The sequence below is a fragment of the Nocardioides ochotonae genome (genome assembly GCF_011420305.2).
GTDB classification, from domain to species: Bacteria; Actinomycetota; Actinomycetes; order Propionibacteriales; family Nocardioidaceae; genus Nocardioides; species Nocardioides ochotonae.
This window is the reverse complement of the sequence record NZ_CP061769.1, coordinates 3,541,634-3,565,769: the sequence shown is the minus strand read 5'-3', so window position 1 is coordinate 3,565,769 and position 24,136 is coordinate 3,541,634. Positions and strand designations below refer to the sequence as shown.

Annotated in this window: 19 protein-coding genes and 1 pseudogene; 13 read left to right on the top strand and 7 right to left on the bottom strand. The window is 73.0% G+C overall.

What is annotated here, in order from left to right; translation table 11 throughout:
• Positions 1-104: 104 nt before the first annotated feature.
• Both HBO46_RS17160 and HBO46_RS17155 read right to left on the bottom strand, forming a co-directional pair.
• Positions 105-1,499 (bottom strand): sensor histidine kinase, encoded by a 1,395-nt coding sequence (locus HBO46_RS17160; RefSeq protein WP_166133853.1) that lies wholly within the window; start codon positions 1,497-1,499, stop codon positions 105-107.
• Positions 1,496-2,215: a response regulator transcription factor gene (locus HBO46_RS17155; protein ID WP_166133851.1), complete on the bottom strand. Its 720-nt coding sequence runs from the start codon at positions 2,213-2,215 to the stop codon at positions 1,496-1,498. The genes HBO46_RS17160 and HBO46_RS17155 overlap by 4 nt, the downstream gene beginning before the upstream one ends.
• Before the next feature lie 130 nt (positions 2,216-2,345).
• Here HBO46_RS17155 and HBO46_RS17150 point away from each other — a divergent pair, with 130 nt between their 5' ends.
• Complete coding sequence (locus tag HBO46_RS17150) at positions 2,346-2,801, top strand: hypothetical protein (protein ID WP_166133849.1); 456 nt, start codon at positions 2,346-2,348, stop codon at positions 2,799-2,801.
• A 79-nt stretch (positions 2,802-2,880) separates the two neighbouring features.
• On the opposite strand, the gene HBO46_RS17145 is transcribed toward HBO46_RS17150, so the two are convergent.
• Entirely contained in the window at positions 2,881-4,395 is a 1,515-nt protein-coding gene (locus tag HBO46_RS17145) for an FAD-dependent oxidoreductase (RefSeq protein WP_166133847.1), read from the bottom strand.
• Positions 4,396-4,512: 117 nt separating this feature from the next.
• On the opposite strand from HBO46_RS17145, the gene HBO46_RS17140 reads away from it, so the two are divergent.
• Both HBO46_RS17140 and HBO46_RS17135 read left to right on the top strand, forming a co-directional pair.
• Positions 4,513-6,210 (top strand): ABC-F family ATP-binding cassette domain-containing protein, encoded by a 1,698-nt coding sequence (locus HBO46_RS17140; protein ID WP_166133845.1) that lies wholly within the window; start codon positions 4,513-4,515, stop codon positions 6,208-6,210.
• The gene (locus tag HBO46_RS17135) at positions 6,207-7,247 is read left to right on the top strand and encodes a GNAT family N-acetyltransferase (RefSeq protein WP_166133843.1); all 1,041 of its coding nucleotides are present in this window, start codon (positions 6,207-6,209) and stop codon (positions 7,245-7,247) included. The genes HBO46_RS17140 and HBO46_RS17135 overlap by 4 nt, the downstream gene beginning before the upstream one ends.
• 70 nt (positions 7,248-7,317) lie before the next feature.
• Here the strand turns inward: HBO46_RS17135 and HBO46_RS17130 are convergent, their stop codons facing one another.
• A complete protein-coding gene (locus HBO46_RS17130) occupies positions 7,318-8,625 on the bottom strand; it encodes a S1C family serine protease (RefSeq protein ID WP_191480168.1) in 1,308 nt (435 codons plus the stop codon).
• Between the two features lie 146 nt (positions 8,626-8,771).
• On the bottom strand, positions 8,772-10,061 hold the full coding sequence (locus tag HBO46_RS17125) for a citrate synthase (protein WP_166133841.1): 1,290 nt from the start codon (positions 10,059-10,061) through the stop codon (positions 8,772-8,774).
• 317 nt (positions 10,062-10,378) lie between these two features.
• Between HBO46_RS17125 and rplM the strand changes: the two genes are divergently transcribed.
• From rplM to HBO46_RS17100, 5 genes are read left to right on the top strand one after another with little or no spacing between them, the layout of a single operon-like run.
• Positions 10,379-10,822 (top strand): 50S ribosomal protein L13, encoded by a 444-nt coding sequence (rplM, locus tag HBO46_RS17120; protein WP_166133839.1) that lies wholly within the window; start codon positions 10,379-10,381, stop codon positions 10,820-10,822.
• Positions 10,823-10,857: 35 nt separating this feature from the next.
• Positions 10,858-11,355 carry a 30S ribosomal protein S9 gene (rpsI, locus tag HBO46_RS17115; protein WP_166133837.1) on the top strand — a complete coding sequence of 166 codons (498 nt, stop codon included), beginning with the start codon at positions 10,858-10,860 and terminating at the stop codon, positions 11,353-11,355.
• A 17-nt stretch (positions 11,356-11,372) separates the two neighbouring features.
• Positions 11,373-12,719: a phosphoglucosamine mutase gene (gene glmM, locus HBO46_RS17110; RefSeq protein ID WP_166133835.1), complete on the top strand. Its 1,347-nt coding sequence runs from the start codon at positions 11,373-11,375 to the stop codon at positions 12,717-12,719.
• Between the two features lie 23 nt (positions 12,720-12,742).
• Positions 12,743-13,669, top strand: a complete 927-nt coding sequence (locus HBO46_RS17105; protein WP_166133833.1) for an ATP-binding cassette domain-containing protein — start codon at positions 12,743-12,745, stop codon at positions 13,667-13,669.
• Positions 13,666-14,469, top strand: a complete 804-nt coding sequence (locus HBO46_RS17100; RefSeq protein WP_166133831.1) for an ABC transporter permease — start codon at positions 13,666-13,668, stop codon at positions 14,467-14,469. Before HBO46_RS17105 ends, HBO46_RS17100 begins: the two co-directional genes overlap by 4 nt.
• 40 nt (positions 14,470-14,509) lie before the next feature.
• Here the strand turns inward: HBO46_RS17100 and coaA are convergent, their stop codons facing one another.
• Positions 14,510-15,502, bottom strand: coding sequence for a type I pantothenate kinase (coaA, locus tag HBO46_RS17095; protein WP_166133829.1), 993 nt, complete (start codon positions 15,500-15,502; stop codon positions 14,510-14,512).
• 116 nt (positions 15,503-15,618) lie between these two features.
• Between coaA and glmS the strand changes: the two genes are divergently transcribed.
• The 3 genes from glmS (at position 15,619) to HBO46_RS17080 (ending at position 20,806) form a co-directional block, all read left to right on the top strand.
• Complete coding sequence (gene glmS, locus HBO46_RS17090; protein WP_166133827.1) at positions 15,619-17,463, top strand: glutamine--fructose-6-phosphate transaminase (isomerizing); 1,845 nt, start codon at positions 15,619-15,621, stop codon at positions 17,461-17,463.
• Positions 17,464-17,471: 8 nt separating this feature from the next.
• Positions 17,472-17,825 (top strand): holo-ACP synthase, encoded by a 354-nt coding sequence (locus tag HBO46_RS17085; RefSeq protein WP_166133825.1) that lies wholly within the window; start codon positions 17,472-17,474, stop codon positions 17,823-17,825.
• Positions 17,826-17,983: 158 nt separating this feature from the next.
• A complete protein-coding gene (locus tag HBO46_RS17080) occupies positions 17,984-20,806 on the top strand; it encodes an amidase family protein (protein WP_166133823.1) in 2,823 nt (940 codons plus the stop codon).
• 160 nt (positions 20,807-20,966) lie between these two features.
• On the opposite strand, the pseudogene HBO46_RS20675 reads toward HBO46_RS17080, so the two are convergent.
• Positions 20,967-21,157: pseudogene (locus HBO46_RS20675) on the bottom strand (IS481-like element ISAar28 family transposase); the annotation flags it as partial.
• A gap of 151 nt (positions 21,158-21,308) precedes the next feature.
• On the opposite strand from HBO46_RS20675, the gene HBO46_RS17075 reads away from it, so the two are divergent.
• Together HBO46_RS17075 and HBO46_RS17070 are read left to right on the top strand one after the other, a co-directional pair.
• The gene (locus tag HBO46_RS17075; RefSeq protein WP_166133821.1) at positions 21,309-22,610 is read left to right on the top strand and encodes an HNH endonuclease signature motif containing protein; all 1,302 of its coding nucleotides are present in this window, start codon (positions 21,309-21,311) and stop codon (positions 22,608-22,610) included.
• 115 nt (positions 22,611-22,725) lie between these two features.
• Positions 22,726-24,123, top strand: a complete 1,398-nt coding sequence (locus HBO46_RS17070; protein WP_166133819.1) for a bifunctional ADP-dependent NAD(P)H-hydrate dehydratase/NAD(P)H-hydrate epimerase — start codon at positions 22,726-22,728, stop codon at positions 24,121-24,123.
• The last annotated feature ends 13 nt before the right edge of the window (positions 24,124-24,136 follow it).

Genomic DNA, 24,136 nt, shown 5'->3' with positions numbered 1-24,136 from the left:
TTGTCAGACAATCTGTGGCGCCACCCTAACCCCGGAACGACGCGGGGGCGAGCGAGATCGTCCCCGGCGCGGCGCATCCGGGGTGGCGGCGCAGCCTGGCTGGGTCAGGGGGCGGGTCGCAGCGTCACGCGCAGCGTGGTGTCGCCGGGGGTGCTGCTCAGCTCGACGCTGCCGCCCTGGGCCGCGAGGATCGCGCGCACCAGCGCCAGGCCCAGCCCCGCGCCGCCGCTGCGCTGGCGCGAGGCGTCGCCGCGCACGAAGCGCTCGAAGGCGTGCTCGGCGAGGTCGGGAGCGAAGCCGGGTCCGTCGTCGTGCACGCTGAAGCCGTCCGGGCGCGCGGACACCGTGACGGTCGTGCCGGCCGGGGTGTGCGTGCGGGCGTTGCTGAGCAGGTTGGTCACGACCTGGTGCAGCCGCTGGGCGTCCCCGAGCACCTCCACGGAGTCCTCGGGCAGGTCCAGGCGCCAGTGGTGGTCCGGGGCGAGCACCCGGGCGTCGGAGACCGCCTCGAGGAGCAGGAGGGTGAGGTCCACCCGCTCGCGCTCGAGCGGCCGCCCGGCGTCGAGGCGGGCCAGCAGCAGCAGGTCCTCGACCAGCGCGGTCATCCGGGCCGACTCCTCCTCGACCTTGGCCAGCGCGGTGCGGGTCGCCTCGGGGTCGTCGGGTCGGCGGCGGGCGAGCTCGGTGTAGCCGGCGATCGTGGCCAGCGGGGTGCGCAGCTCGTGGGAGGCGTCGGCCACGAACTGGCGGACCTGCTGCTCGCTGCGGTGCCGCGCGTCCAGCGCCGACTCGACGTGCGCGAGCAGCGTGTTGAGCGCGGCGCCGACCTGGCCGACCTCGGTCTGGTCGTCGGTGAGGCGCGCGGGCACACGGGTGCTCAGGTCGACCTCGCCGGAGGCCAGCGGCAGCGCGGCGACGTCGTGGGCGGTGCGCGCGACCTCGGTCAGGGGGCGCAGCTGTCGTCGTACGACGACCAGCCCGACGCCGGCGGCCGCGGCGACGCCGAGCAGCACCAGCGCGGCCTCCCAGCCGATCAGCGAGGCGACCGCGTCGTCGGCGTCGGCGGTCGGCAGGCCGAGCACCAGGGTGCCGCGGTCGAGGTCCAGCGCGGCCGCCCGGTAGCCGCCGAGCCCGCCGAGGTCGACGGCGCGGGGCCGGCCGTCGGCCGGGACGTCCTCGAGCGCCTCGACCTGGGACTCGTCGAGCTCGCGCCGGGTCCCGGGTGCGTCGCCGAGCACCGCCGACTCGCTCGATCCGTCGTCGGCGAGGACCAGGACGACGGTGCCGGGTGCCTGGTTGCGCGGGTCGATGCCGAGCGGGGCCCCGGGCGGGGTCCGGGTGGCGCTGAGGAGGGCCTCGCGGACCTGGGCGTCGACCTGGTCGTTGAGTCGGTCGTGCATCGCCAGCGTGGTCACCGTGGCCACCAGCGCCGTGACCACCGCGACCAGCGCGACGGCGGTCAGCACCAGGCGCGCGGTGAGCGAGCGGAACCGCCTCATGTGGCCGGCTTGAGCACGTAGCCGGCGCCGCGCATCGTGTGGATCATCGGCGCGCGGCCGGCGTCGATCTTCTTGCGCAGGTAGGAGATGTAGAGCTCCACGACGTTGGCCTGGCCGCCGAAGTCGTAGTTCCAGACGCGGTCCAGGATCTGGGCCTTGCTGAGCACCCGGCGCGGGTTGCGCATCAGGTAGCGCAGCAGCTCGAACTCGGTGGCGGTGAGGTGGATCTCGGTGCCGTCGCGGAAGACCTCGTGGCTGTCCTCGTCGAGGACGAGATCACCGACGACCAGGACCGAGCCCTCCTGGGCCTGCTGCGCCCCGGCGCGCCGCATCAGCGCGCGCAGCCGGGCCACCAGCTCCTCCAGGGAGAACGGCTTGGTCACGTAGTCGTCGCCGCCGGCCGTGAGACCGGTGATCCGGTCCTCGACGGCGTCCTTGGCGGTCAGGAACACCACGGGCACGTCGGGGTCGTGTGCGCGCATCCGACTCAGCACCTCCAACCCGTCGAGGTCGGGCAGCATCATGTCCAGCACGACGGCGTCCGGTCGCAGGTCGCGGGCGATGCGCACCGCGTCGAGCCCGGTGAGGGCGGTCTCCACCGTCCAGCCCTCATAGCGCAGCGCCATCGAGATGAGCTCGGCGATGTTGGCCTCGTCGTCGACGACGAGGACGCGCACCGGAGTGCCGTCCGGACGGGTGAGGTCGGACTTCGCCATGCCCCCATCGTGCCCGTGTTTCCTGTGCGTGGGCTGTGGGCGGCGGGTGATTGCCGGGGCCGAGGAAACCTTGCCGGACTCTGAGCCGCCGCACAGCCGGCTCACAGGCCGGCTGGCGAGCATCGTGGACATGGATCCGAAGGAGATGAACCCCCAGAACCCGTCCCCCCAGAACCCGTCCCCGCAGCCCAGCACCCCGCCGCCCGCCGGGCCGCCGACCGCGGCCGGCCCGGCGCCCCAGAAGTCCTGGCGTGAGCGCTCGTTCGGCCTGCGCCCGGTGATCGGTGTCGGTGTCGCCGGCCTGCTGCTCGGCGCCCTCGCCGGTGCCGGCATCGGCATCGCCGCCGCCGACGACGACGGCCCGCAGAGCCCGCCCGCCGGCCCTGCCCAGGGCGACTGGAGCCGCCCGGGCGGCGACGAGAACGGCGAGCACGGCGGGTACGGCCACCACGATCACCCGGGCATGCCCGGCGACCACCCGGGCATGCCCGACGACGGCCGGACCGACGGCCAGGACCTGCCGACGCCGCCCGACGGCCAGGACCGGCCCGACCTCCCGGACGACCAGGACTCCCAGGAAGGCTGACTGCACACCCCATGACGAGCACCGGCCCGATGACCGCGACGGTCATCGGGCCGGTCTGCGTCAGCAGGGACCGGGCGGGTCAGCCGATCAGGTCGCGCACCGCCAGCGAGGCGAAGACCATCGCGCTGCCCAGCGGGGCGCCCGGGCCGGGGTAGAACCCACCGAACATCGAGGCGGTGGAGTTGCTGGAGGCGTAGAGCCCGGGAATCGGGGTGCCGTCCTCGCGGAGCACGCGGCCGACGGCGTCGGTGACCACGCCGCCCTTGGTGCCGAGGTCGGAGAGCACGAACCTGGCGGCGTAGAACGGGCCCTGATCGCAGGGCGTGAGCGCCTTGTTCGGGCCGGTGCCGGCCGCGAAGAAGGTGTCGTACTCGTCCTGGCCGCGGCCGAAGTCGGGGTCCTCGCCCTTCTCGGCGTAGGTGTTGAACCGCTCGACCTGCTCGACCAGGGCGTCCACCGGCAGTCCGGCGCCCTCGGCGAGCTCGGCGATCGTGTCGGCGCGCACCCAGGTGCCCGCGGCGAGGTGCTCCGCGGGGTCGCCCTGGGGGATCGCGATCGCGGGGAGCTGGCCGCCCTCGCGGCTGTCGAAGACGTACCACGACGGCGTCCGCTCCGGCGCCTTCGCCATCTCCCGGCCGAACCGGTCGTAGGGCAGGCACTCGTTGGCGTAGCGGTGCCCGGTGGCGTCGACCATCAGGCCGCTGCGGAAGCCCAGGGTGAACGAGCCCTCGCCCGAGGGCTGCTCCAGGCCGGGGCAGAACCAGCCGGCGCCGCCGAAGTCGGAGGCCGCGCCGATCGCGATCGCGGCCTCGATCGGCTCGCCGGTGTTGCTGCCCGCGGGCGCCATCGTCCAGGCGGCGTCGCCCGGGACACCGTGCTCGGTCCGCATGCGGTCGTTGCGCTCGAAGCCGCCGGCGGCCACGAGCACGCCACGCTCCGCGCGCAGCTCGATCGGACCCTCGGGGGTCATCGCGGCGGCGCCGACCACCCGGCCCGCGTCGTCGGTGACGTAGCCGGTGACCGGCAGCTGGGTGCGGATCTCCCCGCCCGCCTCGACGTAGGCCGCCGCGAGGCGTGCGATCAGGGCCTGGCCGCCGGAGAGCTCCTTGCGCCCGCCCCGGCCGATCCGGTCGAGCTCGACCGGCGGGCGCACCAGCCGCGCCACCTCGGCGGGCAGGTCGTCACGCTGGACGGCGCTCACCTGGATCGAGCGTCCGCCCGGCACCCGGCCGGGGGCGTCGAAGTAGTCGGGGAACGGCACCGGCACGAAGTCGATGCCCATCGCCTCGAGCTCGGCCACCAGGGCCGGCGCGTGGCCCACGAACGCCTCGAGCTTGTCCTGGTCGGGGTCGGTGAGCACCGCGTTCAGGTAGCTGCGGGCCCCCTCGGTGGAGTCCGGCAGACCGGCGCGCTGCTGCACGTCGGAGCCGGGCAGCCAGCAGGCGCCCCCGGAGTACGCCGAGGTGCCGCCGATGTACTCGGTCTTCTCCACGACCACCGTGCGCAGGCCCGCGCGGGCGGCGAGGAGCGCCCCCGTCAGCGCGCCGCCACCGGAACCGACCACCACCACGTCGTACTGCTCTGCCTGGGTCATGGCGGGAACGTAGAACAGGTGGCACGGGGCGTCCACGGTCGCTCCCGGTGGGCGGTCGGGCGAGCGGGTGGCAAAAGGATTCGCTCCCCGGTGGCCCGGCAGCGGAGAATCGGCGCCGTGGGACACGTCGACGTCGCAGGAGTCCGTTACGAGCTGCCGGACGGGCGGGTGCTCCTCGATGATGTGTCCTTCCGCGTCGGCGAGGGCGCCAAGGTGGCGCTGGTCGGCGCCAACGGCGCCGGGAAGACCACGCTGCTGCGCATCGTGACCGGTGAGCTGACCCCGCACGCCGGCTCGGTGACCCGCTCCGGCGGGCTGGGCGTGATGCGCCAGCACGTCGCCGCCGGCTCGACCACCGTCGCCGAGCTGCTGCTCTCGGTCTCGCCCCCGCGCGTCCGCGACGCGGCCGCCGAGGTGGACCGCCTCGAGACCGCCCTCATGGACACCGACGACGAGCGCACCCAGATGAAGTACGCCGAGGCGCTGGGCGAGTACGCCGACGCCGGCGGCTACGACCTCGAGGTGATCTGGGACGTCTGCACCACCGCGGCCCTCGGGGCGGCGTACGACCGGGTGAAGTACCGCGACCTGACCACGCTCTCGGGCGGTGAGCAGAAGCGCCTGGTGCTGGAGTTCCTGCTGCGCGGGCCCGACCAGGTGCTGCTGCTCGACGAGCCCGACAACTACCTCGACGTGCCGGGCAAGATCTGGCTCGAGCAGCGGGTGCGCGAGTCGGACAAGACGATCCTGATGGTCAGCCACGACCGTGAGCTGCTCAACAACACCGCCACCCGGGTGGTCACCGTCGAGCTCGCCAGCGGCGGCCCGGGCGTCGGCAACTCGGTGTGGACCCACCCGGGCGGCTTCGCGTCCTACCACGAGGCGCGCACGGACCGGTTCGCCCGCTTCGAGGAGCTGCGCCGGCGCTGGGACGAGGAGCACGCCAAGATCAAGGCGCTGGTGCTCCGGCTGAAGGTCAAGTCGGAGTTCAACGACGGCATGTCCAGCCAGTACCGCGCCGCCCAGACGCGGCTGCGCAAGTTCGAGGAGGCCGGCCCGCCGACCGAGCAGCCCCGCGAGCAGCAGGTGACGATGCGCCTGACCGGCGGTCGCACCGGCAAGCGCGCGGTCGTCTGCGAGGACCTGGAGCTCACCGGCTTGATGCGTCCCTTCGACCTCGAGGTCTGGTACGGCGAGCGGGTGGCGGTCCTGGGCTCCAACGGCTCGGGCAAGTCGCACTTCCTGCGGCTGCTGGCCGCGGGCGGCACCGACCCCGACGTCGAGCACCGCCCGGTCGGCGAGCTCGCCATCGCGCCGGTCGCGCACACCGGCCGCGCCCGCCTCGGCGCACGGGTGCGCCCGGGCTGGTTCGTGCAGACCCACGACCACCCCGAGCTGGTCGGCCGGACCCTGCTGGAGGTCCTGCACCGCGGCGACGGGCACCCCGACGGGCGCCGCGGCATGGGCCGCGAGCAGGCCAGCCGGGTGCTGGACCGCTACGAGCTGGCGCACGCCGGCGAGCAGACCTTCGAGTCGCTCTCCGGCGGCCAGCAGGCGCGGTTCCAGATCCTGCTGCTCGAGCTCTCCGGGGCCACGGTGCTGCTGCTCGACGAGCCGACCGACAACCTCGACGTGCAGTCCGCCGAGGCGCTCGAGGCCGGCCTGGCGGCCTTCGAGGGCACGGTGCTCGCGGTGACCCACGACCGCTGGTTCGCCCGCGGCTTCGACCGGTTCCTGGTCTTCGGCTCCGACGGCGAGGTCTATGAGTCCGACGAGCCCGTGTGGGACGAGGGACGGGTCGTGCGCGCCCGATGAGGACCACCGACACCGGCGCCCTCGAGATCACCGAGGTGGATCCGCACGACGAGCAGGCCTTCACCGCCTGGTACGCCGCGTACGCCGAGGCCGAGAGCCACGGCCGCGGCCGCACCGCGGCGGTCTGGCAGCCGCGCGAGCTGCAGGTGATGCTCGCCGAGCCCTCGATCCGTCGCCGGGCGCGCGCCTGGGCCGGCCGGGTCGGCGACCGCACGGTCGCCGCCGGGTGGATCCAGGTCCCGCTGCTGGACAACCTCGAGCGCTGCGAGCTCGCGGTGCAGGTCGTCCCGGCGGCGCGGCGCCGCGGCCACGGCACGGCCCTGCTGGCCCGCCTCGAGGAGATGGCGGCCGCCGAGGGGCGCCGGGTGCTCGGGGCCGAGTCGACCTACGACTACGACGCCGGCCCCGACGGCGCCGGGCAGCCCGGTCCGGAGTTCGCACGGGCCCGTGGCTACGCGCTGGTGCTCGGCGACGTGCAGCGGATCCTCGACCTCCCGGTCCCCGCGGACGTCCTGGACCGGCTCGCCGCCGAGGCCGCCCCGCACCACGCGGCGTACACGCTGCGCTCGTGGGTGGGCCCGGTCCCCGACGACCTGCTGGTCGGCTGGGCCGACCTGACCTCCTCGCTGATGACCGAGGCGCCGATGGGCGAGCTGGATTTCGAGCGCGAGTCGGCGAGCACGGAGGCGGTGCGCGACGCCGAGGCGCTCCAGGCGCTCCAGGGCCGCACGAAGCTCAACACCGTGGCGCTCGACGCGTCGGGCGAGGTGGTCGCCTACTCCGACCTCGCGACCACCGTGCACGAGCCCGGCCGCGCCTACCAGTGGGGCACCCTCGTGCGCCGCGACCACCGCGGGCACCGGCTCGGGATGGCCGTCAAGGTGGCCAACCTGCGCCTGCTCCAGGCCGAGCGTCCCGACATCGACCACGTGGTGACCTACAACGCCGAGGTCAACGCGCACATGGTGGCCGTCAACGAGCGCCTCGGGTTCCGCCCGACGGCCCGGCTGGGGGAGTTCCAGAAGCGGCTGGGCTGAGCCGGCCCTGGACGCGGACGACCCCCGCTGCCGAGGGGCAGCGGGGGTCGTGCCGGGACGGGACGTGGCGTCAGCTGACAGCGGCGTCCGAGCCCAGCTCCAGGTCGGCGGTGCGCTCCTCGCCGTCGCGGCGGAAGGTCACCGAGACGGTGTCGCCCGGGCGGTAGGACCGGACCGTCGCGATGAGCGAGTCCGCGCTGGTGATCTGGTGACCGTCGAGCTTGACGATCACGTCGCCGGACTCGAGGCCGGCCTCGGCGGCGGCGGAGCCACGGGTCACCTCGCGCACCTGGGCGCCCTCGCTGCTGCCGGTGTCGCCGCTGGCGACGTTGGAGACCGTGATGCCCAGGCGGGCGTGGGTCGGCTCCTCGCCGTCGACGATCTGCTCGACGATCGGCATGGCGGCGTCGATCGGGATCGCGAAGCCCAGCCCGATCGAGCCGCCCTGGCTCTCCCCGCCGAACGGCGAGGCGGAGCCGGTGGTCTGGATCGAGGAGTTGATGCCCACGACGCGGCCCTGCATGTCCACCAGCGGGCCACCGGAGTTGCCGGGGTTGATGGCCGCGTCGGTCTGGATCGCGGGGTAGGCGGTGGTGTTGCCGGACTGGTCGCTGCCGACGCCGACCGGGCGGTTCAGCGCGCTGACGATGCCGCTGGTGACGGTGGCGTCGAGGCCGAACGGGGAGCCCACCGCGACGACGGGCTCGCCGACCTTGAGGTCGCTGGAGCTGCCGATCTCGGCGGCGGTCAGGTCCTTGACGTCCTCGGCCTGGATCACGGCGAGGTCGGTGAGGCTGTCGGTGCCGAGGATCTTGGCCTTGGCGCGGGTGCCGTCGCTGAAGGACACCGAGATGGAGCCGCCCTCGGAGGCGACGTCGACGACGTGGTCGTTGGTGAGGATCTTGCCGTCGGAGCTGATCACCACACCGGAGCCCGAGCCGGCGCCCTGGGAGCCGGAGACGTCGATCTTGACGACGGAGGGCAGCACCTTGTCGGCCACGGACTGCACCGAGCCGTCGGCCGCCGGGGCGTCGTCGCTGGCCGTGGCGGGCGAGAAGCTCGACCGGGACGGGGAGGGGGACGTGGGCTCGTCGTCGAGGGCGTTCCACGCGGCGGCGCCGCCGACACCGGCGGCACCTCCGACGAGCAGGGATGCGGTCACGACCATGGCGGCGAACCGACCGCGCCCAGAGGAGCTGGGAGCGGGGGTGGGGGCGCCAGCGGCGGCCGGGGGGATCGGGGTGGTCAGCGGGGGCGGCGGCGGGCCGAGCGGCTGACCGAACGGGTGGCCGGTGGACTGGGGGACCGGCTGGGTGTCATCGGACTCCGGTCCACGCGGGGCACCGGCGGGGGGCGGGAAGGGAGGCTGGGCGGTCATGTCCCCCAGAGTGCCCACCGTGTCTGTGACGATGCTGAGATCGGGCTGGGGACACGTGAAGAAACCGCCGACCCCGGCCCCGGACGCAGCGACCCCGGAGGGCTCGGGGCCGTCCGGGGTCGCTGCGGGGGAGTGCGGGGCGAGGATCAGGCCCAGCGCTCCGAGGCGGGCACGAAGTCGAGCGTGCGGTCGCCGGTGTAGATCTGCTTCGGACGGGCGATCTTCTGCTCCTTGTCCTGCACCAGCTCGTTCCACTGGGCCAGCCAGCCCGGCGTGCGGCCGATGGCGAACAGCACGGTGAACATCTCCGGCGGGAACTGGAGGGCCTCGTAGATGAGGCCGGAGTAGAAGTCGACGTTCGGGTAGAGCTTGCGCTTGACGAAGTACTCGTCCTCGAGGGCGATCTTCTCGAGCTCCTGGGCGATCTCGAGCAGCGGGTTGACCCCGGTGACCTCGAAGACGTCGTCGCAGGCCTTCTTGATGATCTTGGCGCGCGGGTCGTAGTTCTTGTAGACGCGGTGACCGAAGCCCATCAGCTTCTCGTCGCCGTTCTTCACACCCTCGATGAACGCGGGGATGTTCTCCTTGGTGCCGATGCGCTTGAGCATCCGGAGAACGGCCTCGTTGGCGCCACCGTGGAGCGGGCCGTAGAGGGCGCCGATGCCGGCGGCGACGGCGGAGTACGGGTCGACCTGCGAGGAGCCCACCGAGCGCACGGCGTTGGTCGAGCAGTTCTGCTCGTGGTCGGCGTGCAGGATCAGCAGGACGTCGAGAGCCTTGACCAGGCGCTCGTCGGCCTCGTACTTCGACTCGCTCATCTTGAAGAGCATCGAGAGGAAGTTGGCGGTGTAGGACAGGTCGTTGTCCGGGTAGACGTAGGGCTTGCCCTGCGCGTGACGGAAGGACCAGGCGCCCAGCGTCGGCATCTTCGCGATCATGCGGACGATCTGCATGTGGCGGTTGTCGGCGTCGCTGATGTTGGCGGCGTCGGGGTAGAACGTCGAGAGGGCCCCCACCGACGACATCAGCATCCCCATCGGGTGCGCGTCGTAGCGGAAGCCCTGCATGAGCGACTTGACGTTCTCATGGACGAACGTGTGGTAGGTGATCTCGTGCACCCACGCCTCGTACTCCGCCTTGGTGGGGAGCGAGCCGTTGATGAGGAGATAGGCCACCTCCAGGAAGTTCGACTTCTCCGCCAGCTGCTCGATCGGGTAGCCCCGGTACTCGAGGATGCCCTTCTCGCCGTCGATGAAGGTGACGGCGCTGCGGCAGGAGGCAGTGTTGACGAAACCGGGGTCGTAGACGGCCAGGCCGGGACTGTCGTCCGAGGCCTTGATCTTCCCCAGGTCGGCGGCCTTGATGGCGCCGTCGGCGATGGGGACGTCGTACTCCTGTCCGGTGCGGTTGTCGCGGACGGTGAGAGATTCGGTCACGTCGCCCAACCTAACGCTCAACACCCGATGGTGCGTAGGCGGTGTCCGGGTCGCGGGCGGTCCGGTCGTCCACGCGGTGGTCGCGGCGGTCGGCGGACGCAGCATTTTGACCCTCCCCGTGCCGTGCCCGTATCTTGAGTGGTCGCGTCTCCTGCCGCGCTTTCGACCTGTCGCACGGTCGGGGTGCAGCCCCGGACTCCGCAGGGTGGGCAACCACCTGACGGGAAGGTCCGGGCAGTTGTTCGTCAGAGGACGCCGCAGCACCACCCGCCAGGATCTCCCTGGTCGGGTCCTACGAACGAAGAAGGCTCGACATCGTGCGTACGTACAGCCCGAAGCCCGGTGACATCCAGCGAGACTGGCTTGTCATCGACGCCACCGACATCGTCCTCGGCAAGCTCGCCGTCCAGACCGCAAACCTCCTGCGCGGCAAGCACAAGCCGATCTTCGCCCCGCACGTCGACGCTGGTGACTTCGTCATCATCGTGAACGCGGAGAAGGTCGCGCTGTCCGGCACCAAGAAGACGACGAAGATGGCCTACCGCCACTCCGGCTACCCGGGCGGCCTCTCGGCCACCCCGATCGGTGAGCTGCTGGAGAAGGATGCGCGCAAGGCCATCGAGAAGGCCGTGTGGGGCATGCTCCCGAAGAACCGCCTCGGTCGTCAGATCCTCAAGAAGCTGAAGGTCTACTCGGGTCCCACGCACCCGCACCAGGCCCAGCAGGCCATCCCCTTCGAGATCACCCAGATCTCCCAGTAATCGTTTTCGCCGAGAAAGTCTGAGTGAGGAATACAGTGGCTGACACCACCGAGGTCGAGGAGACCTTCCAGGCCGACGAGCAGGGCATCGCCTACAGCTCGGAGAGCGCCCCTTCCGCCGACGCCCCCGAGCGTCCCGCGACCATCGCCCCCGCCGCGGCCACCGGCCGTCGCAAGGAGGCCGTCGCCCGCGTCCGCATCGTCCCCGGCACCGGCCAGTGGACGATCAACGGTCGCGATCTCGACTCCTACTTCCCGAACAAGCTGCACCAGCAGGTTGTCAAGGAGCCCTTCACCGCGCTGCAGCTCGACGGTCGCTTCGACGTCATCGCGCGCATCCACGGTGGCGGCATCACCGGTCAGGCCGGCGCGCTGCGTCTCGGCGTGGCTCGTTCGCTGAACTCGATCGACGTCGACGCGAACCGCCCGACGCTGAAGAAGGCCGGCCTGCTGACTCGTGACGCCCGCGTCATCGAGCGCAAGAAGGCTGGTCTCAAGAAGGCCCGCAAGGCGCCGCAGTTCAGCAAGCGCTGATCGCCACCGCGACACGCGTGGCACGCCTTTTCGGCACGGACGGGGTCCGGGGCGAGGCGAACGGTGTTCTCACCGCTCCTCTCGCCCTGGACCTTTCCGTTGCAGCAGCCAGGGTCCTCGTCGACCGAGGGGACTTCAGTGGGCCACGCCCGTTGGCGGTCGTGGGTCGCGACACCCGCATCTCGGGGCAGTTCCTCGAGCACGCGGTCGTCGCCGGCCTCGCCTCCGCCGGCTGTGACGTGCTGCGCCTCCGGGTCGTCCCGACGCCGGGGGTCGCCTACCTCACCGGCGCGCTCGGCGCCGACCTCGGCGTCGTCATCAGCGCCTCGCACAACCCGATGCCCGACAACGGCATCAAGTTCCTCGCCCGCGGCGGGGTCAAGCTCGACGACGCCGTGGAGCGTCAGATCGAGGCCGTCATGGGCAGCGAGTGGGACCCGCCCCGCGGCGCCCACGTCGGCCGCGTGACGCCGTACGCCACTCCGATCGAGGAGTACGTCGAGCACCTCGTCGCCACGACGCAGCCGCTCACCGGCCTGCGCGTCGTCCTCGACTGCGCCCACGGCGCGGCCTCGGTCGCCGGTCCGATGGCGCTGCGCGCCGCCGGCGCGGAGGTCATCGCGATCAACGCCGAGCCCGACGGGCTCAACATCAACGACGGGTGCGGCTCGACCCACCTCTCGCCCCTGCGCGCGGCCGTCCTCGAGCACGGCGCGGACGCCGGGTTCGCCCTGGACGGGGACGCCGACCGCTGCCTGGCGGTGGACGCCGACGGCAACGTCGTCGACGGCGACCAGATCATGGCGATCCTCGCGCTCAGCATGCGCGACGCCGGGCAGCTGGCGCAGGACACGCTCGTGGCCACCGTGATGAGCAACCTCGGCCTGGTCCGGGCCATGACCGAGCACGGCATCGCGGTGCGCCAGGCCCAGGTCGGCGACCGCTACGTGCTCGAGGAGATGAACGGCGCCGGCTACACGCTCGGCGGCGAGCAGTCCGGGCACGTGATCATGAGCGCCTACGCGACCACCGGCGACGGGGTGCTGACCGCGCTGCACGTCCTGGAGCGGATGGTGCTCACCGGCCGCTCGCTGGGCGAGCTGGCCGCCGTGATGACCCGGTTCCCGCAGGTGCTGGTCAACGTGCCCGGGGTCGACAAGTCCCGCGCCGGCACCGACGAGGTGCTGCGCGCGGCGGTCCAGGCCGAGGAGCGCGCGCTCGGCGAGGACGGCCGGGTGCTGCTGCGTCCCTCGGGCACCGAGCCGCTGGTGCGGGTCATGGTCGAGGCCCCCACCTCGGAGACCGCCCGATCGGTCGCCGACCGGCTGGCCGACGTGGTCCGGGAGCGATTGGCCCTCGCCTGATCGAGGGCCGATAGGTTGCGGCGGTGACCCGCACCGGACCCACCCTGACCTTCGAGGGGCTCAGCAAGTCCTTCGGCCCGGTCCGCGCCGTCGACGACCTGTCCTTCACCGTGCGTCCCGGAGCCGTCACCGGCTTCCTCGGACCCAACGGGTCGGGCAAGACGACGACGCTGCGGATGCTGCTCGGGCTGACCGCACCGACCGCCGGGCGTGCGCTCGTCGACGGCACGCCGTACGCCGCCCTGCCGCGGCCGGCGCGCGTCGTCGGGGCGTCGCTGGAGGCCGCCTTCCACCCCGGACGCACCGGGCTGGGCCACCTCGAGGTCTTCGCGCCCCAGGTCGGGGTGTCGAGGCAGCGCTGCCGCGACCTGCTCGACCTGGTCGGGCTGAGCGCGGCCGCCGAGCGGAGGGTCGGCGGCTACTCCCTGGGCATGCGTCAGCGCCTGGCGCTGGCCACGACGCTGCTGGGCGATCCGCCGGCCATCGTCCTGGACGAGCCCGCCAACGGCCTGGACCCCGAGGGGATCGTGTGGCTGCGCGGGCTGCTGCGCACCTTCGCCGCCGAGGGGCGCACCGTGCTGGTGTCCAGCCACGTGCTCGGCGAGGTGCAGCACACCGTCGACGACGTCGTGATCATCGCCGGCGGCCGGCTCGCGCACGCCTCGTCGCTGGCCGACCTAGCCCGCCTGGCCACCGAGGACACGCTGGTGGTGTCGCCGGACGCCGAGCGGCTCGCGGCCCTGTGCCGTGAGCGTGGCTGGGCGGCCCGTCCGGAGCGCGGCGGCCTGGTCGTCGGCGGCGTGCCCGCCGCGGAGCTCGGCGCCGCCGCCTTCACCGCCGGGGTCGAGCTGCACCAGCTCGCCACCCGCGGCACCGACCTCGAAGAGGTCTTCCTGCGCCTGACCGCTCCCGGCGCGCAAGCCGGCCGAGAGCTCGAGGGGGCCCGATGAGCGCCGCGATCCGCGCCGAGCTGCGCAAGATCCTCACCACCCGGCTGTGGTGGGTCCTGCTGCTCGCCCAGGCGGCCTACCTGGGCTTCATCGGGCTGGTGATGGCGTTCTCCTTCACCGTGGACCTCACCGAGGCCGGCGCCGCCGCCGGCCCGGTGCTGAGCGGCGTGGACGCCGCGACCGCGACGTACTCCCTGGTGAACTCGATCGGCTACGTCTTCCCGCTGGTCATCGGCAGCCTCGCGGTGACCACCGAGTTCCGGCACCGCACGATCGCCCAGACGCAGTTGGTCGAGCCCCGGCGCGGGGTGGTGCTCGGCGCCAAGCTGATCGCGACGCTGCCGGTCGGCCTGCTCTTCGGCGTCGTCGGCGTCGCCTCGCTGGTCGGGGCCGCGGCGCCGTTGCTGGCCTGGCAGGGCGACGGGGCGTTCCTCACCGATCCCGAGGTGCTCCAGATCCTGGTCCTGGGCGTCGTCGTGATGGCGCTGTGGGCCCTCATCGGTGCCGCCTTCGGCAGCGTCGTGACCAACCAGGTCGCCGCGGTCGTGGTCATCCTCGCCTTCACCCAGCTCGTCGAGCCGATCGCCCGGCTGGCGTTGTCCTCGGTGGACGCGCTGAGCGGCGTGGCCCGGTTCCTGCCCGGCGCCGCCGCGGACGCGGTGATCGGGGCGAGCTTCTATGCGGAGATCGCGGCGTCGACGTCGCTGTCCCGCCCCGGCGGACTGGCCGTGCTGCTCGGCTACGCCGCCGTCCTGGCGGTCATCGGCCGCTTCACCACCCTGCGCCGCGACCTCACCTGAGGTCGAGATGGGCCCGCCTCACCTGTGAGGCGGGCCCATCTCACACCTTGCGCAGGCGGACGTAGCGCACCGAGTGGTCGCGGTCCTTGCGGAGCACGAGCGTGGCGCGCGAGCGGGTCGGCAGCACGTTGTCGACCAGGTTCGGGCCGTTGATCGTGTCCCAGATCCGCTCGGCCTCCGCGACCGCCTCCTCGCGGCTGAGGGCGGCGTACTTGGCGAAGTAGGAGTCGGGATCGCGGAACGCCGTCTCCCGCAGGCTGAGGAAGCGCGAGACGTACCAGTCGCGGATGTGGCGGGTGCCGGCGTCGACGTAGACGCTGAAGTCGAAGAAGTCGCTCAGGCCCAGGCCGGTCCGGCCGTCCTCACGAGCCCGCGCCGGCTGGAGGACGTTGAGCCCCTCCACGATCACGATGTCGGGGCGCTTGATGACGACGCGCTCGCCGGGGACCACGTCGTAGGTGAGGTGGGAGTAGACCGGCGCCTCGACCTCGTCCTTGCCGGACTTGATGTCGACGACGAAGCGCAGCAGCGCGCGGCGGTCGTAGGACTCCGGGAAGCCCTTGCGGTGCATGAGGCCGCGGCGGGCGAGCTCGGCGTTGGGGTAGAGGAACCCGTCGGTGGTGACCAGCTCGACGTTGGGGTGCTCGGGCCAGTGCGCCAGCATCTGCTGGAGCACCCGGGCGGTCGTGGACTTGCCGACCGCCACCGAGCCGGCGACGCCGATGACGAACGGCGTGCGCGGGGGAGTGCGCTGGTGGAGGAATGCCTCCTGGGCGCGGTGCAGGTCGCCCGCCGCGCTGACGTACAGGCTGAGCAGGCGGCTGAGGGGCAGGTAGACCTCCTGCACCTCGTCGAGATCGAGGGCGTCGCCGAAGCCGCTCAGGGCGCGCAGCTCGTCCTCGCGCAGCGGGTTCGCGTTGTCCTCGGCGAGCGCCGCCCACGCCGCGCGGTCGAGCTCGACGTACGGCGAGACCTCGCGGGTGAGGTCACGGCCTGGGTCGGTGATCGAGGCCCGGGGACCGCCAGAAGACATGAGGGGATTGTTGCAGCCATTCGCGGCCAGGCGTTGTGGCGTCCGCCTCACCAGGCCCCGGCGCGGGGCGACGTGGGTGCGCGGGAGCGGGGTGGTGGCGATCTAGAGTGGTGTCCATGTGCGGCATCGTTGGCTACGTCGGCCACCAGCAGGCTCAGGATGTGGTCGTCGAAGGCCTGCGGCGACTGGAGTACCGCGGTTACGACTCGGCCGGCATCGCGCTCGTCGCCGACGGCGTCCTCGCCAGCGACAAGCGCGCGGGCAAGCTCGCCAACCTCGAGAAGGCGATCGCGACGTCGCCGCTGCCCGCCTCGCACACCGGCATCGGCCACACCCGCTGGGCGACCCACGGCGCGCCGAACGACGTCAACGCGCACCCGCACCTCGGCGCCCGTCGCCGGGTCGCGCTGGTCCACAACGGCATCATCGAGAACTTCGATGACCTGCGCGCCCGCCTCGAGGCCGACGGCCACGAGCTGGCCTCCGAGACCGACACCGAGGTCGCGGCGCACCTGCTCGAGCTCCAGGTCGAGTCGGGCGTGGACCTGACCCTGGCGATGCAGCGCGTCTGCCAGCAGCTGGAGGGCGCCTTCACCCTGGTGGCGGTCGACGGCCAGGACCCCGACCGGGTGGTCGCGGCCCGCCGCAACTCCCCGCTGGTCGTGGGCATCGGTGAGGGCGAGAACTTCCTCGGCTCCGACGTCGCGGCGTTCATCCAGCACACCCGCGAGGCGCTCGAGCTCGGCCAGGACCAGGTCGTCACCATCACCGCGGACGACGTCGAGGTCACCGACTTCGACGGCACCCCCGCCGAGGGCCGCCGCTTCCACGTCGACTGGGACCTCTCCGCCGCGGAGAAGGACGGCCACGACTGGTTCATGCGCAAGGAGATCTTCGAGCAGCCGCGCGCGGTCGCCGACTCGCTGCTCGGGCGCCACACCCGCACCGGTCAGCTCCAGCTCGACGAGATGCGCCTCTCCGACCAGGAGCTGCGTGACATCGACAAGATCATCATCATCGCGTGCGGCACGTCGTTCTACGCCGGCATGGTCGCCAAGTACGCCATCGAGCACTGGTGCCGGATCCCGGTCGAGGTCGAGCTGGCCTCGGAGTTCCGCTACCGCGACCCGATCCTCGACTACTCCACCCTGGTGGTCGCGATCAGCCAGTCCGGCGAGACCGCCGACACCCTCCAGGCGATCCGGCACGCCCGGCTGCAGCGCTCCAAGGTGCTCGCGATCTGCAACACCAACGGCTCCACGATCCCGCGCGAGTCCGACGCGGTGATCTACACCCACGCCGGTCCGGAGATCGGCGTCGCCTCCACCAAGGGCTTCCTGACCCAGCTCATCGCCTGCTACCTGCTGGCGCTCTACCTCGCCCAGGTCAAGGGCACCCGGTACGGCGACGAGATCGCCCAGGTGATGGAGCAGCTGGAGGCCATCCCCGACCAGGTCCAGCAGGTGCTCGACGGCGCGGAGCAGATCTATGAGCTCGCCCGCGAGCACGTCGGGGCCGGCTCGGTGCTGTTCCTGGGCCGCCACGCCGGCTACCCGGTCGCGCTCGAGGGAGCCCTCAAGCTCAAGGAGCTGGCCTACATCCACGCCGAGGGCTTCGCCGCCGGCGAGCTCAAGCACGGCCCGATCGCGCTGGTCGACGACGGGCTGCCGGTGCTGTGCGTCGTACCGCCCCGTGGTCGCGACCAGCTGCGCGACAAGATGATCAGCGGCATCCAGGAGGTCCGGGCCCGCGGGGCCCGCACCATCTGCCTGGTCGAGGAGGGCGACGAGTCGATCACGGCGTACGCCGACGTGCTGGTGCGCCTGCCCAGCGTCCCGGTGCTGCTCCAGCCGTTGGTCGCGGTCGTGCCGCTCCAGCTGTTCGCCTGCGAGCTGGCCACCGCGATGGGCCACGACGTCGACCAGCCGCGCAACCTCGCCAAGTCCGTCACCGTCGAGTAGGGCCGGCGATGGCGGTGATCGGCGTCGGCATCGACGTGTGCGACATCGAGCGCTTCGGCGCCTCCCTCGCGCGCACCCCCGGGCTGCGGGTGCGGCTGTTCACCGAGGCGGAGCGCACGCGCGCGGTCGCCTCGCTCGCCGCCCGGTTCGCCGCCAAGGAGGCGCTCGCCAAGGCGCTCGGCGCGCCGCGGGGGATGGCCTGGCACGACTGCGAGATCGTCAACGAGTCCTCGGGGCGGCCGCGGTTCGCGCTGCGCGGCACCGTCGCGGCCGCGGTCGAGGCCGCGGGTGCCCAGCACGTGCACCTCTCGCTGTCCCACGACGCCGGGGTGGCCTCGGCGATGGTCGTCCTCGAGTCCTGACCCGACCTGACCGGCCTGACCGGCCGGCGGTCGTCGTGTGACGGAGCTTTCCGCTCCGTGGAACAAGACGTCCTTATCTGTTTCGTGCGTGCAACCGCGGCGAAACAGTGCGTTCCTAATGTCTGGACCGTCACAGCAGCACCGACGGAAGGACGCGCGTGAAGAAGCAGACCAGGGCCCGCACCTCGCTGGCCGCGGCGGCGGTGATCGGGGCGAGCGTGCTCGCCGGCGGCGCCCTCGGCGCACCGGCCCAGGCCGCGCCCACGATCGACCCGGCTCCCGCGGGGGCCGTCTACCTCGCGCCGTACTGGACCGAGGCGGACCTGACCGGGGACAGGCAGGTGACCCGTGAGGACGTCGACCTGCTGGTCGCCGCGCTCGGCACCGCCGACGGCGACGCCGGCTGGGCCGCCGTGGCCGCGGGCGACCTCGACGCCGACGGCGTCGTGGAGCTCAGCGACGTCGCGGACCTCGCCCAGCGGATGGTGTACGACGACGGCGCGTTCGAGCTCGTCGAGGCGAGCGCCCTGGACATGCAGGCCGCGATGAACGCCGGCGTCACCACCTCGGTGGAGATCACCCGGGCCTACCTCGCGCGGATCGCGGCGTACGACGCGAAGGAGACCGACCCCGCGGCCCCCGGACGGGCGCTGAACTCGATCATCGCCACCAACAAGGCGGCGCTCGAGGCGGCCGCGGCCAGCGACGCCGCCCGGGCCGCGAACGGCGGGCCGCGCAGCATGCTCGACGGCCTCCCGGTGCTGCTCAAGGACAACTACGACACCCACGACATGGCCACCACGGCCGGCTGCTCGTGCTGGGAGGACAACCTCACCGAGGACGACGCGTTCATGGTCAAGGGCCTGCGCGAGGCCGGCGCGGTCCTGCTCGGGAAGGCCAGCCTGGACGAGTTCGCCTACGGCTTCGCCTCGGAGTTCAGCGCCGGGCAGCCGGTCGGGTCCTCCAAGCTCGTCGCCAGCCCCTACAACCTCGCGCGCACCGCCGGCGGCTCCAGCGGCGGCACCGGGGCCTCGATCGCGGCCAACCTCGGCGCGATCGGCTTCGGCACCGACACCGGCGGCTCGATCCGGGTGCCGTCGAGCTACAACCAGCTGGTCGGCGTGCGCCCGACCGTCGGGCTGGCCAGCCGCGACGGGATCGTGCCGCTCGCGCTCAGCCAGGACACCGGCGGCCCGATGGCCCGCACGGTCTCCGACGCCGCGATCGCCCTCGACGCCGTCGTCGGCATCGACCCCGCCGACCCCGTGACCGCCACGCAGGCCGGCAAGGTCCCCGAGTCCTACACCGCGGGCCTGGACGCCGACGCGCTCGCCGGCAAGCGGCTGGGCTACCTGGCCTCGATGGTGCCGACCAACGCGGCGGCCAAGCGGCTGTTCACCCAGGCGGTCGCCGACCTGGAGGCGCAGGGCGCGGTCGTCGAGGAGATCACCATCGACGGCATCGGCCCGGTGCTGAGCGAGGGCAGCGGCAGCACCAACGAGTTCAAGCACGACCTCGCCGACTACGTGGCGAACCACCTCAGCGACGACGTCACCATCCGCACGCTCGACGACATCATCGCCTCGGGCCGGTTCGTGCCCTCGCGGCGCAGCACCTTCGTGAGCCGCAACGCGGTGACCGAGGAGCAGTACGACGCGTGGATGGAGCGCCACACCGAGGTGCTCGACAACGGCGGCACGCTGGTGACCGGCGCGCTCGACGCCGAGGACCTGGACGCGCTGATCTACCCCAGCGGCACGCCGTACGGCACGCACAGCACCAACATGCGCCTGAGCCCCAACACCGGGCTGCCCGCGGTGACGGTGCCGATGGGGCAGGCGATCGAGGCCGACGCCTCGATCACCGGCGCCGGCGTCAACCTCGAGCTCCTGGGTCGCGACTTCAGCGAGGGCGAGCTGCTCGCCATGGCCTACGCCTACGAGCAGGCCACCCAGCACCGGGTCGCTCCCGCGCTCTACGGCCCGCTGGAGGACGCGGCGCCGGCCGAGCCCGTCACCACGTCCGTCGGCGAGCCCGGTTGGAGGGTCACCACGTCGACCGACGAGATCGAGGTGGGGGAGACGGTCACCGTGACCGTCACCGCCGACGCGGCCAGCGACCTCTACGCCTACGACCTGGCGCTCGACTTCGACCCCGAGGTCCTGGCCTACGTCGAGGGCAGCGCCGGCACCGACAACACCGGGGCGACGTACGCCGCGGCGGACGACGGCACCCTGCACGTCGTGCACACCGAGCTCGGCGGCTCGCCGGCGAGCGAGGGCACCGTGGTCCTGGCGCAGGCGAGCTTCACCGCCGTCGGCGCCGGCGCGACCGAGGTGCTCGCCTCCGCGGTCGAGCAGGTCTCCACCGAGCTGGCCGAGACCAGCGCCACCGACCTCGGCTCGGCGGACCTCGCCGTCGAGGGGGCGGCTCCGGTCGCCACCACGGACCCGCGGATCGCGGGCAAGCCCGCCGTCGGCAAGCTGCTCACGGCGACCCCCGGGGCCTGGGACGTCGCCGGTGCCCGGTTCTCCTATGAGTGGCTGCGCGCCGGTACGCCGATCCCCGGCGCCACCGCCCGCTCCTACCGGGTGCGCCCTGCCGACGCCGGACGTCGCCTCGCGGTCCGGGTGACCGCGTCCCGCGCCGGTCACGCCGCCGGCACCGCCGTCTCGCACCGCACCGCCAAGGTCGCCGCCGCCCGCACCCGCCTCACTGTGGCGGCGCCGGCGAAGGTGGGACCGTCCGCCCGTCCGGTGCTCCGGGTGCAGCTCTCCGCGTCCGGCGCGAAGCCGACCGGCACCCTGCGGGTCACCTACGGCGGCAAGGTCGTCGCGAAGGCGCTGCCCGTGAAGGCCGGCCGGGCGACCCTGCGCCTGCCGTCGAAGCGTCCCGGCACCCGCGTGGTGCGGGTCGTCCTCACCCCGGACCAGGGCTTCACCCGGGCACGCGGCACGGCCACGGTCACGGTGCGCCGCTGACCTGACCCGCACCGCCGTCAACGGCCGCCGCTCGGACCTGGACCGGTCCGAGCGGCGGCCCGTCGGACGAGCTCGACCCGGTTGGTCGAGCTCGTCGAGACCATGGCCGCGAAGGTCGGAGACCTCCGGTGGTGTGAGGTCTCAGGACTTACATGACAGTTCTGCTGCTGCGGGGCTCGAGTGCCGCAGCTGCGCCGTCCTCACGCGCCCGGGCACGGCTCGCGTAGAACGTCTTACGCGAGATCTGATGCTCTTCGCAGAACGTGGTCACGCGCCTCGTGGCGCATCCTCAGGCCACTGGACGATCGCGAGACGGACACGAGGATCGACAGGCTCATTGGCGGCAGGCACCGCACCAGAGAGCCAGAAGTGTCACCACCAAGCACCCCAGTTGTGTCACCGATGTCCTGACACAGAACCGTCACCGATGTCTTGAGGCATGACATCGAGACCGTGGTGGAAAGACTCTTGTCGTCGAACGTGCGTTCGAGTAGGATGGGGCATGGCCGACCCCGAGCTCCCCGACTGCGACTCCCCAGCCGCCGTGCTGGCGTTCGCGCAGCGCCGCCGGGCCGTGGCCCAGCGGGCGGAGATCGACGTCCTGGAGGCGGCTCTGGTGTGGGCGTCGATGCACCCGGAGGAGTCGGTCGCCGAGGTGGCGCCGACGACCGGGCTGGTGTTCGGGGAGGTGGCCGTCCCGCTGGCAGGGGAGGGGGCACCGCTGGTGGCGGAGTTCGCTCCGATGGAGTTCGGCGCCGCGCTCGGCATGTCCACCGACTCCGCCCGTTCCCTGGTCGGTGACGCCCTGGAGCTCGCGCACCGGCTCAAACGCACCTGGAGGCTGGTCCGCGCCGGCAAGGTGCCGCTGTGGAAGGCTCGGCGACTCGCCCAGCTGACGACCGCCCTGCCGTTCGACGGGGCGGAGTTCGTGGACCGTCAGCTCGCCGGCTTCGTCGGGAAGATCAGCTGGGCCGGGATCGAGCGGCTGGTCGACCAGGCCCGCGTCGCCTTCGACCCGGAGGGTGCGGAGAAGGAACGCCTCGCTGCCGCCGACGGCCGCCGCTTCGACGTCCACACGCGCGAAGCCACCCACGACGGCACCGTCCACGTCGAGGGTGTCCTCGACCTCGCCGACGCGATCGACCTCGACACCGCGATCCGGCACGGCGCCGACGAACTCGCCGCGCTCGGCAGCACCGAGTCCCTCGACGTGCGCCGCTCGATGGCCGCCGGCGAGCTCGCGCGACGCCAGCTCGCGTTCGACCTCCGGGCCGAAGCCGGTGACGGCGCCGCCTCGGTGGTCAAGCCCCGACAGGTCGTCATCCACGTCCACATCTCCGCCGCCGCGATCAGCCGCGACGAGGCCGGCATCGCCCACGTCGAGGAGACCCGGTCCATCGTGTCGACCGACCAGGTCCGCGGCTGGTGCACCGGCGAAGCGCAGGTGATCATCAAGCCGGTCATCGACCTCGAGGCCCATCACCACACCGACGCCTACGCGATCCCCGACCGACTCGTCGAGCAGACCCGTCTGGCCCAGCCGGTGTGCGCGTTTCCGTGGTGTGAGAGACCGGCCCGCCGCTGCGACACCGACCACGTCACCGCTCACGGCGACGGTGGCGAGACGTGCAGCTGCAACCTCGCCCCACTCTGCCGGCGACATCACCGGGCCAAGACCCACACGGGTTGGACCTACGACAAGGCCGACGCCGCGACGTACCTCTGGCGCTCGCCCCACGGGCTCCACCTCGTGAAGGACCGCGGCACCACCCGGCTCGTCACCGCGCACCCGCCCGATGAGTAGGTCAACCGCCCCGGACCCCGCCAGCACCTCGCAGGCGGGGCCACACCCCTGTCCGCCTGCGGTTTCTCCGACCTGAGGGCGCCGACGGGTGTCCCTCGGGGGCTAGCCTCGGCGGATGAGACAGGCACACACCGTGGAGCAGGTCCGGGCGGCCGAGGCGGAGCTGATGGCGCGGCTCCCCACGGGCACGCTGATGCAACGGGCGGCGCACGGCCTCGCCCACGCGGTCCTCGACCTGCTCGACGGCGGCTACGGGCGTCGCGTCGTGCTGCTGGTCGGCTCGGGCGACAACGGCGGCGACGCGCTGCACGCCGGCGCCCTGCTGGCCCGGCGCGGCTGCCGGGTCGAGGCCTGGCTGCTGTCCCCGCGCGCCCACGAGGGCGGCCTCGCCGCCCTCCGCGCGGCCGGCGGCCGGGTGGTGCGCGGCGTCCCCGACGCGCCGAGCCGCCCGGAGCGACCCGACGTCGTCCTCGACGGCATCGTCGGGATCGGCGGGCAGCCGGGGCTGCGGGCCGAGGCGGTGGCGGCGCTGGCCGCGCTGGCCGGCGTACCGGTGGTCGCGGTCGACGTCCCCTCCGGCGTCGGCGTCGACACCGGCGAGCTCGACGGGCCGCACGTGCGCGCCGCGCTGACCGTCACCTTCGGCACCCACAAGGTCGCCCACCTCGTCGACCCCGCGGCCGCCGCCTGCGGCGTGCTGCACCTCGTCGACATCGGCCTCGACCTCCCGGCGCCCGTGCTCGAGGCGCTCCAGCCGCACGACGTCGCGCGGTTGCTGCCGCGACCCGCCCCCGACGCGCAGAAGTACGCCCGCGGGGTGGTCGGCGTCCGTGCCGGCTCGGCGCGCTACCCCGGCGCCGCCGTGCTGAGCGTCGCCGGGGCTGCGACCGGGCTGTGCGGGATGGTGCGCGTCGTCGGCGACCCGGCCGTCACCGCGCAGGTGCGCGAGGCCCACCCGGAGGTGGTCGGCGACGGACGGGTGCAGGCCTGGGTCGTCGGCTCCGGAGCCGACGACGCCGCCGCTGAGGCGCTCGCCGCCGCGACGGGGGACGGCGTCCCGGTGGTCGTCGACGCCGACGCGCTCGCCCACGTGAGCGGTCCACTGCCGGTCCCGGCCGTGCTGACGCCGCACGCCGGCGAGCTGGCCGCGATGCTCGGCGTCACGCGCGCCGAGGTGGAGGCCGCCCCGCTCGCCTTCGCGCGCCGCGCCGCCACGACGTACGACGCGGTCGTGCTGCTGAAGGGCCGCCACACCCTCATCGTCGGCCCCACCGGGCCGGGCCGGGTGACCACCGCCGGGACCCCCTGGCTGGCCACCGCGGGGGCGGGCGACGTGCTCGGCGGGCTGATCGGTGCGCTGCTCGCCGCCGGTCTGGACCCCTTCGACGCGGCCTCGGTCGGGTCCTGGCTGCACGGCGCGGCGGCCACCCTCGCCTCGGGCGGCGGACCGCTGGTGGCAGGGGACGTCGCCCGGGCGCTGCCGGGCGTGGTGCGCACCCTGCCGCTGGGCTGATCGTCCGCGGCGC

Bases quoted from the DNA above. Each gene is read 5' to 3' on its own strand.
- HBO46_RS17145 (WP_166133847.1), bottom strand. From the start codon at position 4,395: ATGACCCAGGCAGAGCAGTACGACGTGGTGGTGGTCGGTTCCGGTGGC.
- HBO46_RS17130 (WP_191480168.1), bottom strand. From the start codon at position 8,625: ATGACCGCCCAGCCTCCCTTCCCGCCCCCCGCCGGTGCCCCGCGTGGA.
- glmS (WP_166133827.1), top strand. From the start codon at position 15,619: ATGTGCGGCATCGTTGGCTACGTCGGCCACCAGCAGGCTCAGGATGTG.
- coaA (WP_166133829.1), bottom strand. From the start codon at position 15,502: ATGTCTTCTGGCGGTCCCCGGGCCTCGATCACCGACCCAGGCCGTGAC.
- HBO46_RS17150 (WP_166133849.1), top strand. From the start codon at position 2,346: ATGGATCCGAAGGAGATGAACCCCCAGAACCCGTCCCCCCAGAACCCG.
- HBO46_RS17135 (WP_166133843.1), top strand. From the start codon at position 6,207: ATGAGGACCACCGACACCGGCGCCCTCGAGATCACCGAGGTGGATCCG.
- HBO46_RS17100 (WP_166133831.1), top strand. From the start codon at position 13,666: ATGAGCGCCGCGATCCGCGCCGAGCTGCGCAAGATCCTCACCACCCGG.
- HBO46_RS17070 (WP_166133819.1), top strand. From the start codon at position 22,726: ATGAGACAGGCACACACCGTGGAGCAGGTCCGGGCGGCCGAGGCGGAG.
- HBO46_RS17155 (WP_166133851.1), bottom strand. From the start codon at position 2,215: ATGGCGAAGTCCGACCTCACCCGTCCGGACGGCACTCCGGTGCGCGTC.
- HBO46_RS17085 (WP_166133825.1), top strand. From the start codon at position 17,472: ATGGCGGTGATCGGCGTCGGCATCGACGTGTGCGACATCGAGCGCTTC.
- HBO46_RS17075 (WP_166133821.1), top strand. From the start codon at position 21,309: ATGGCCGACCCCGAGCTCCCCGACTGCGACTCCCCAGCCGCCGTGCTG.
- HBO46_RS17160 (WP_166133853.1), bottom strand. From the start codon at position 1,499: ATGAGGCGGTTCCGCTCGCTCACCGCGCGCCTGGTGCTGACCGCCGTC.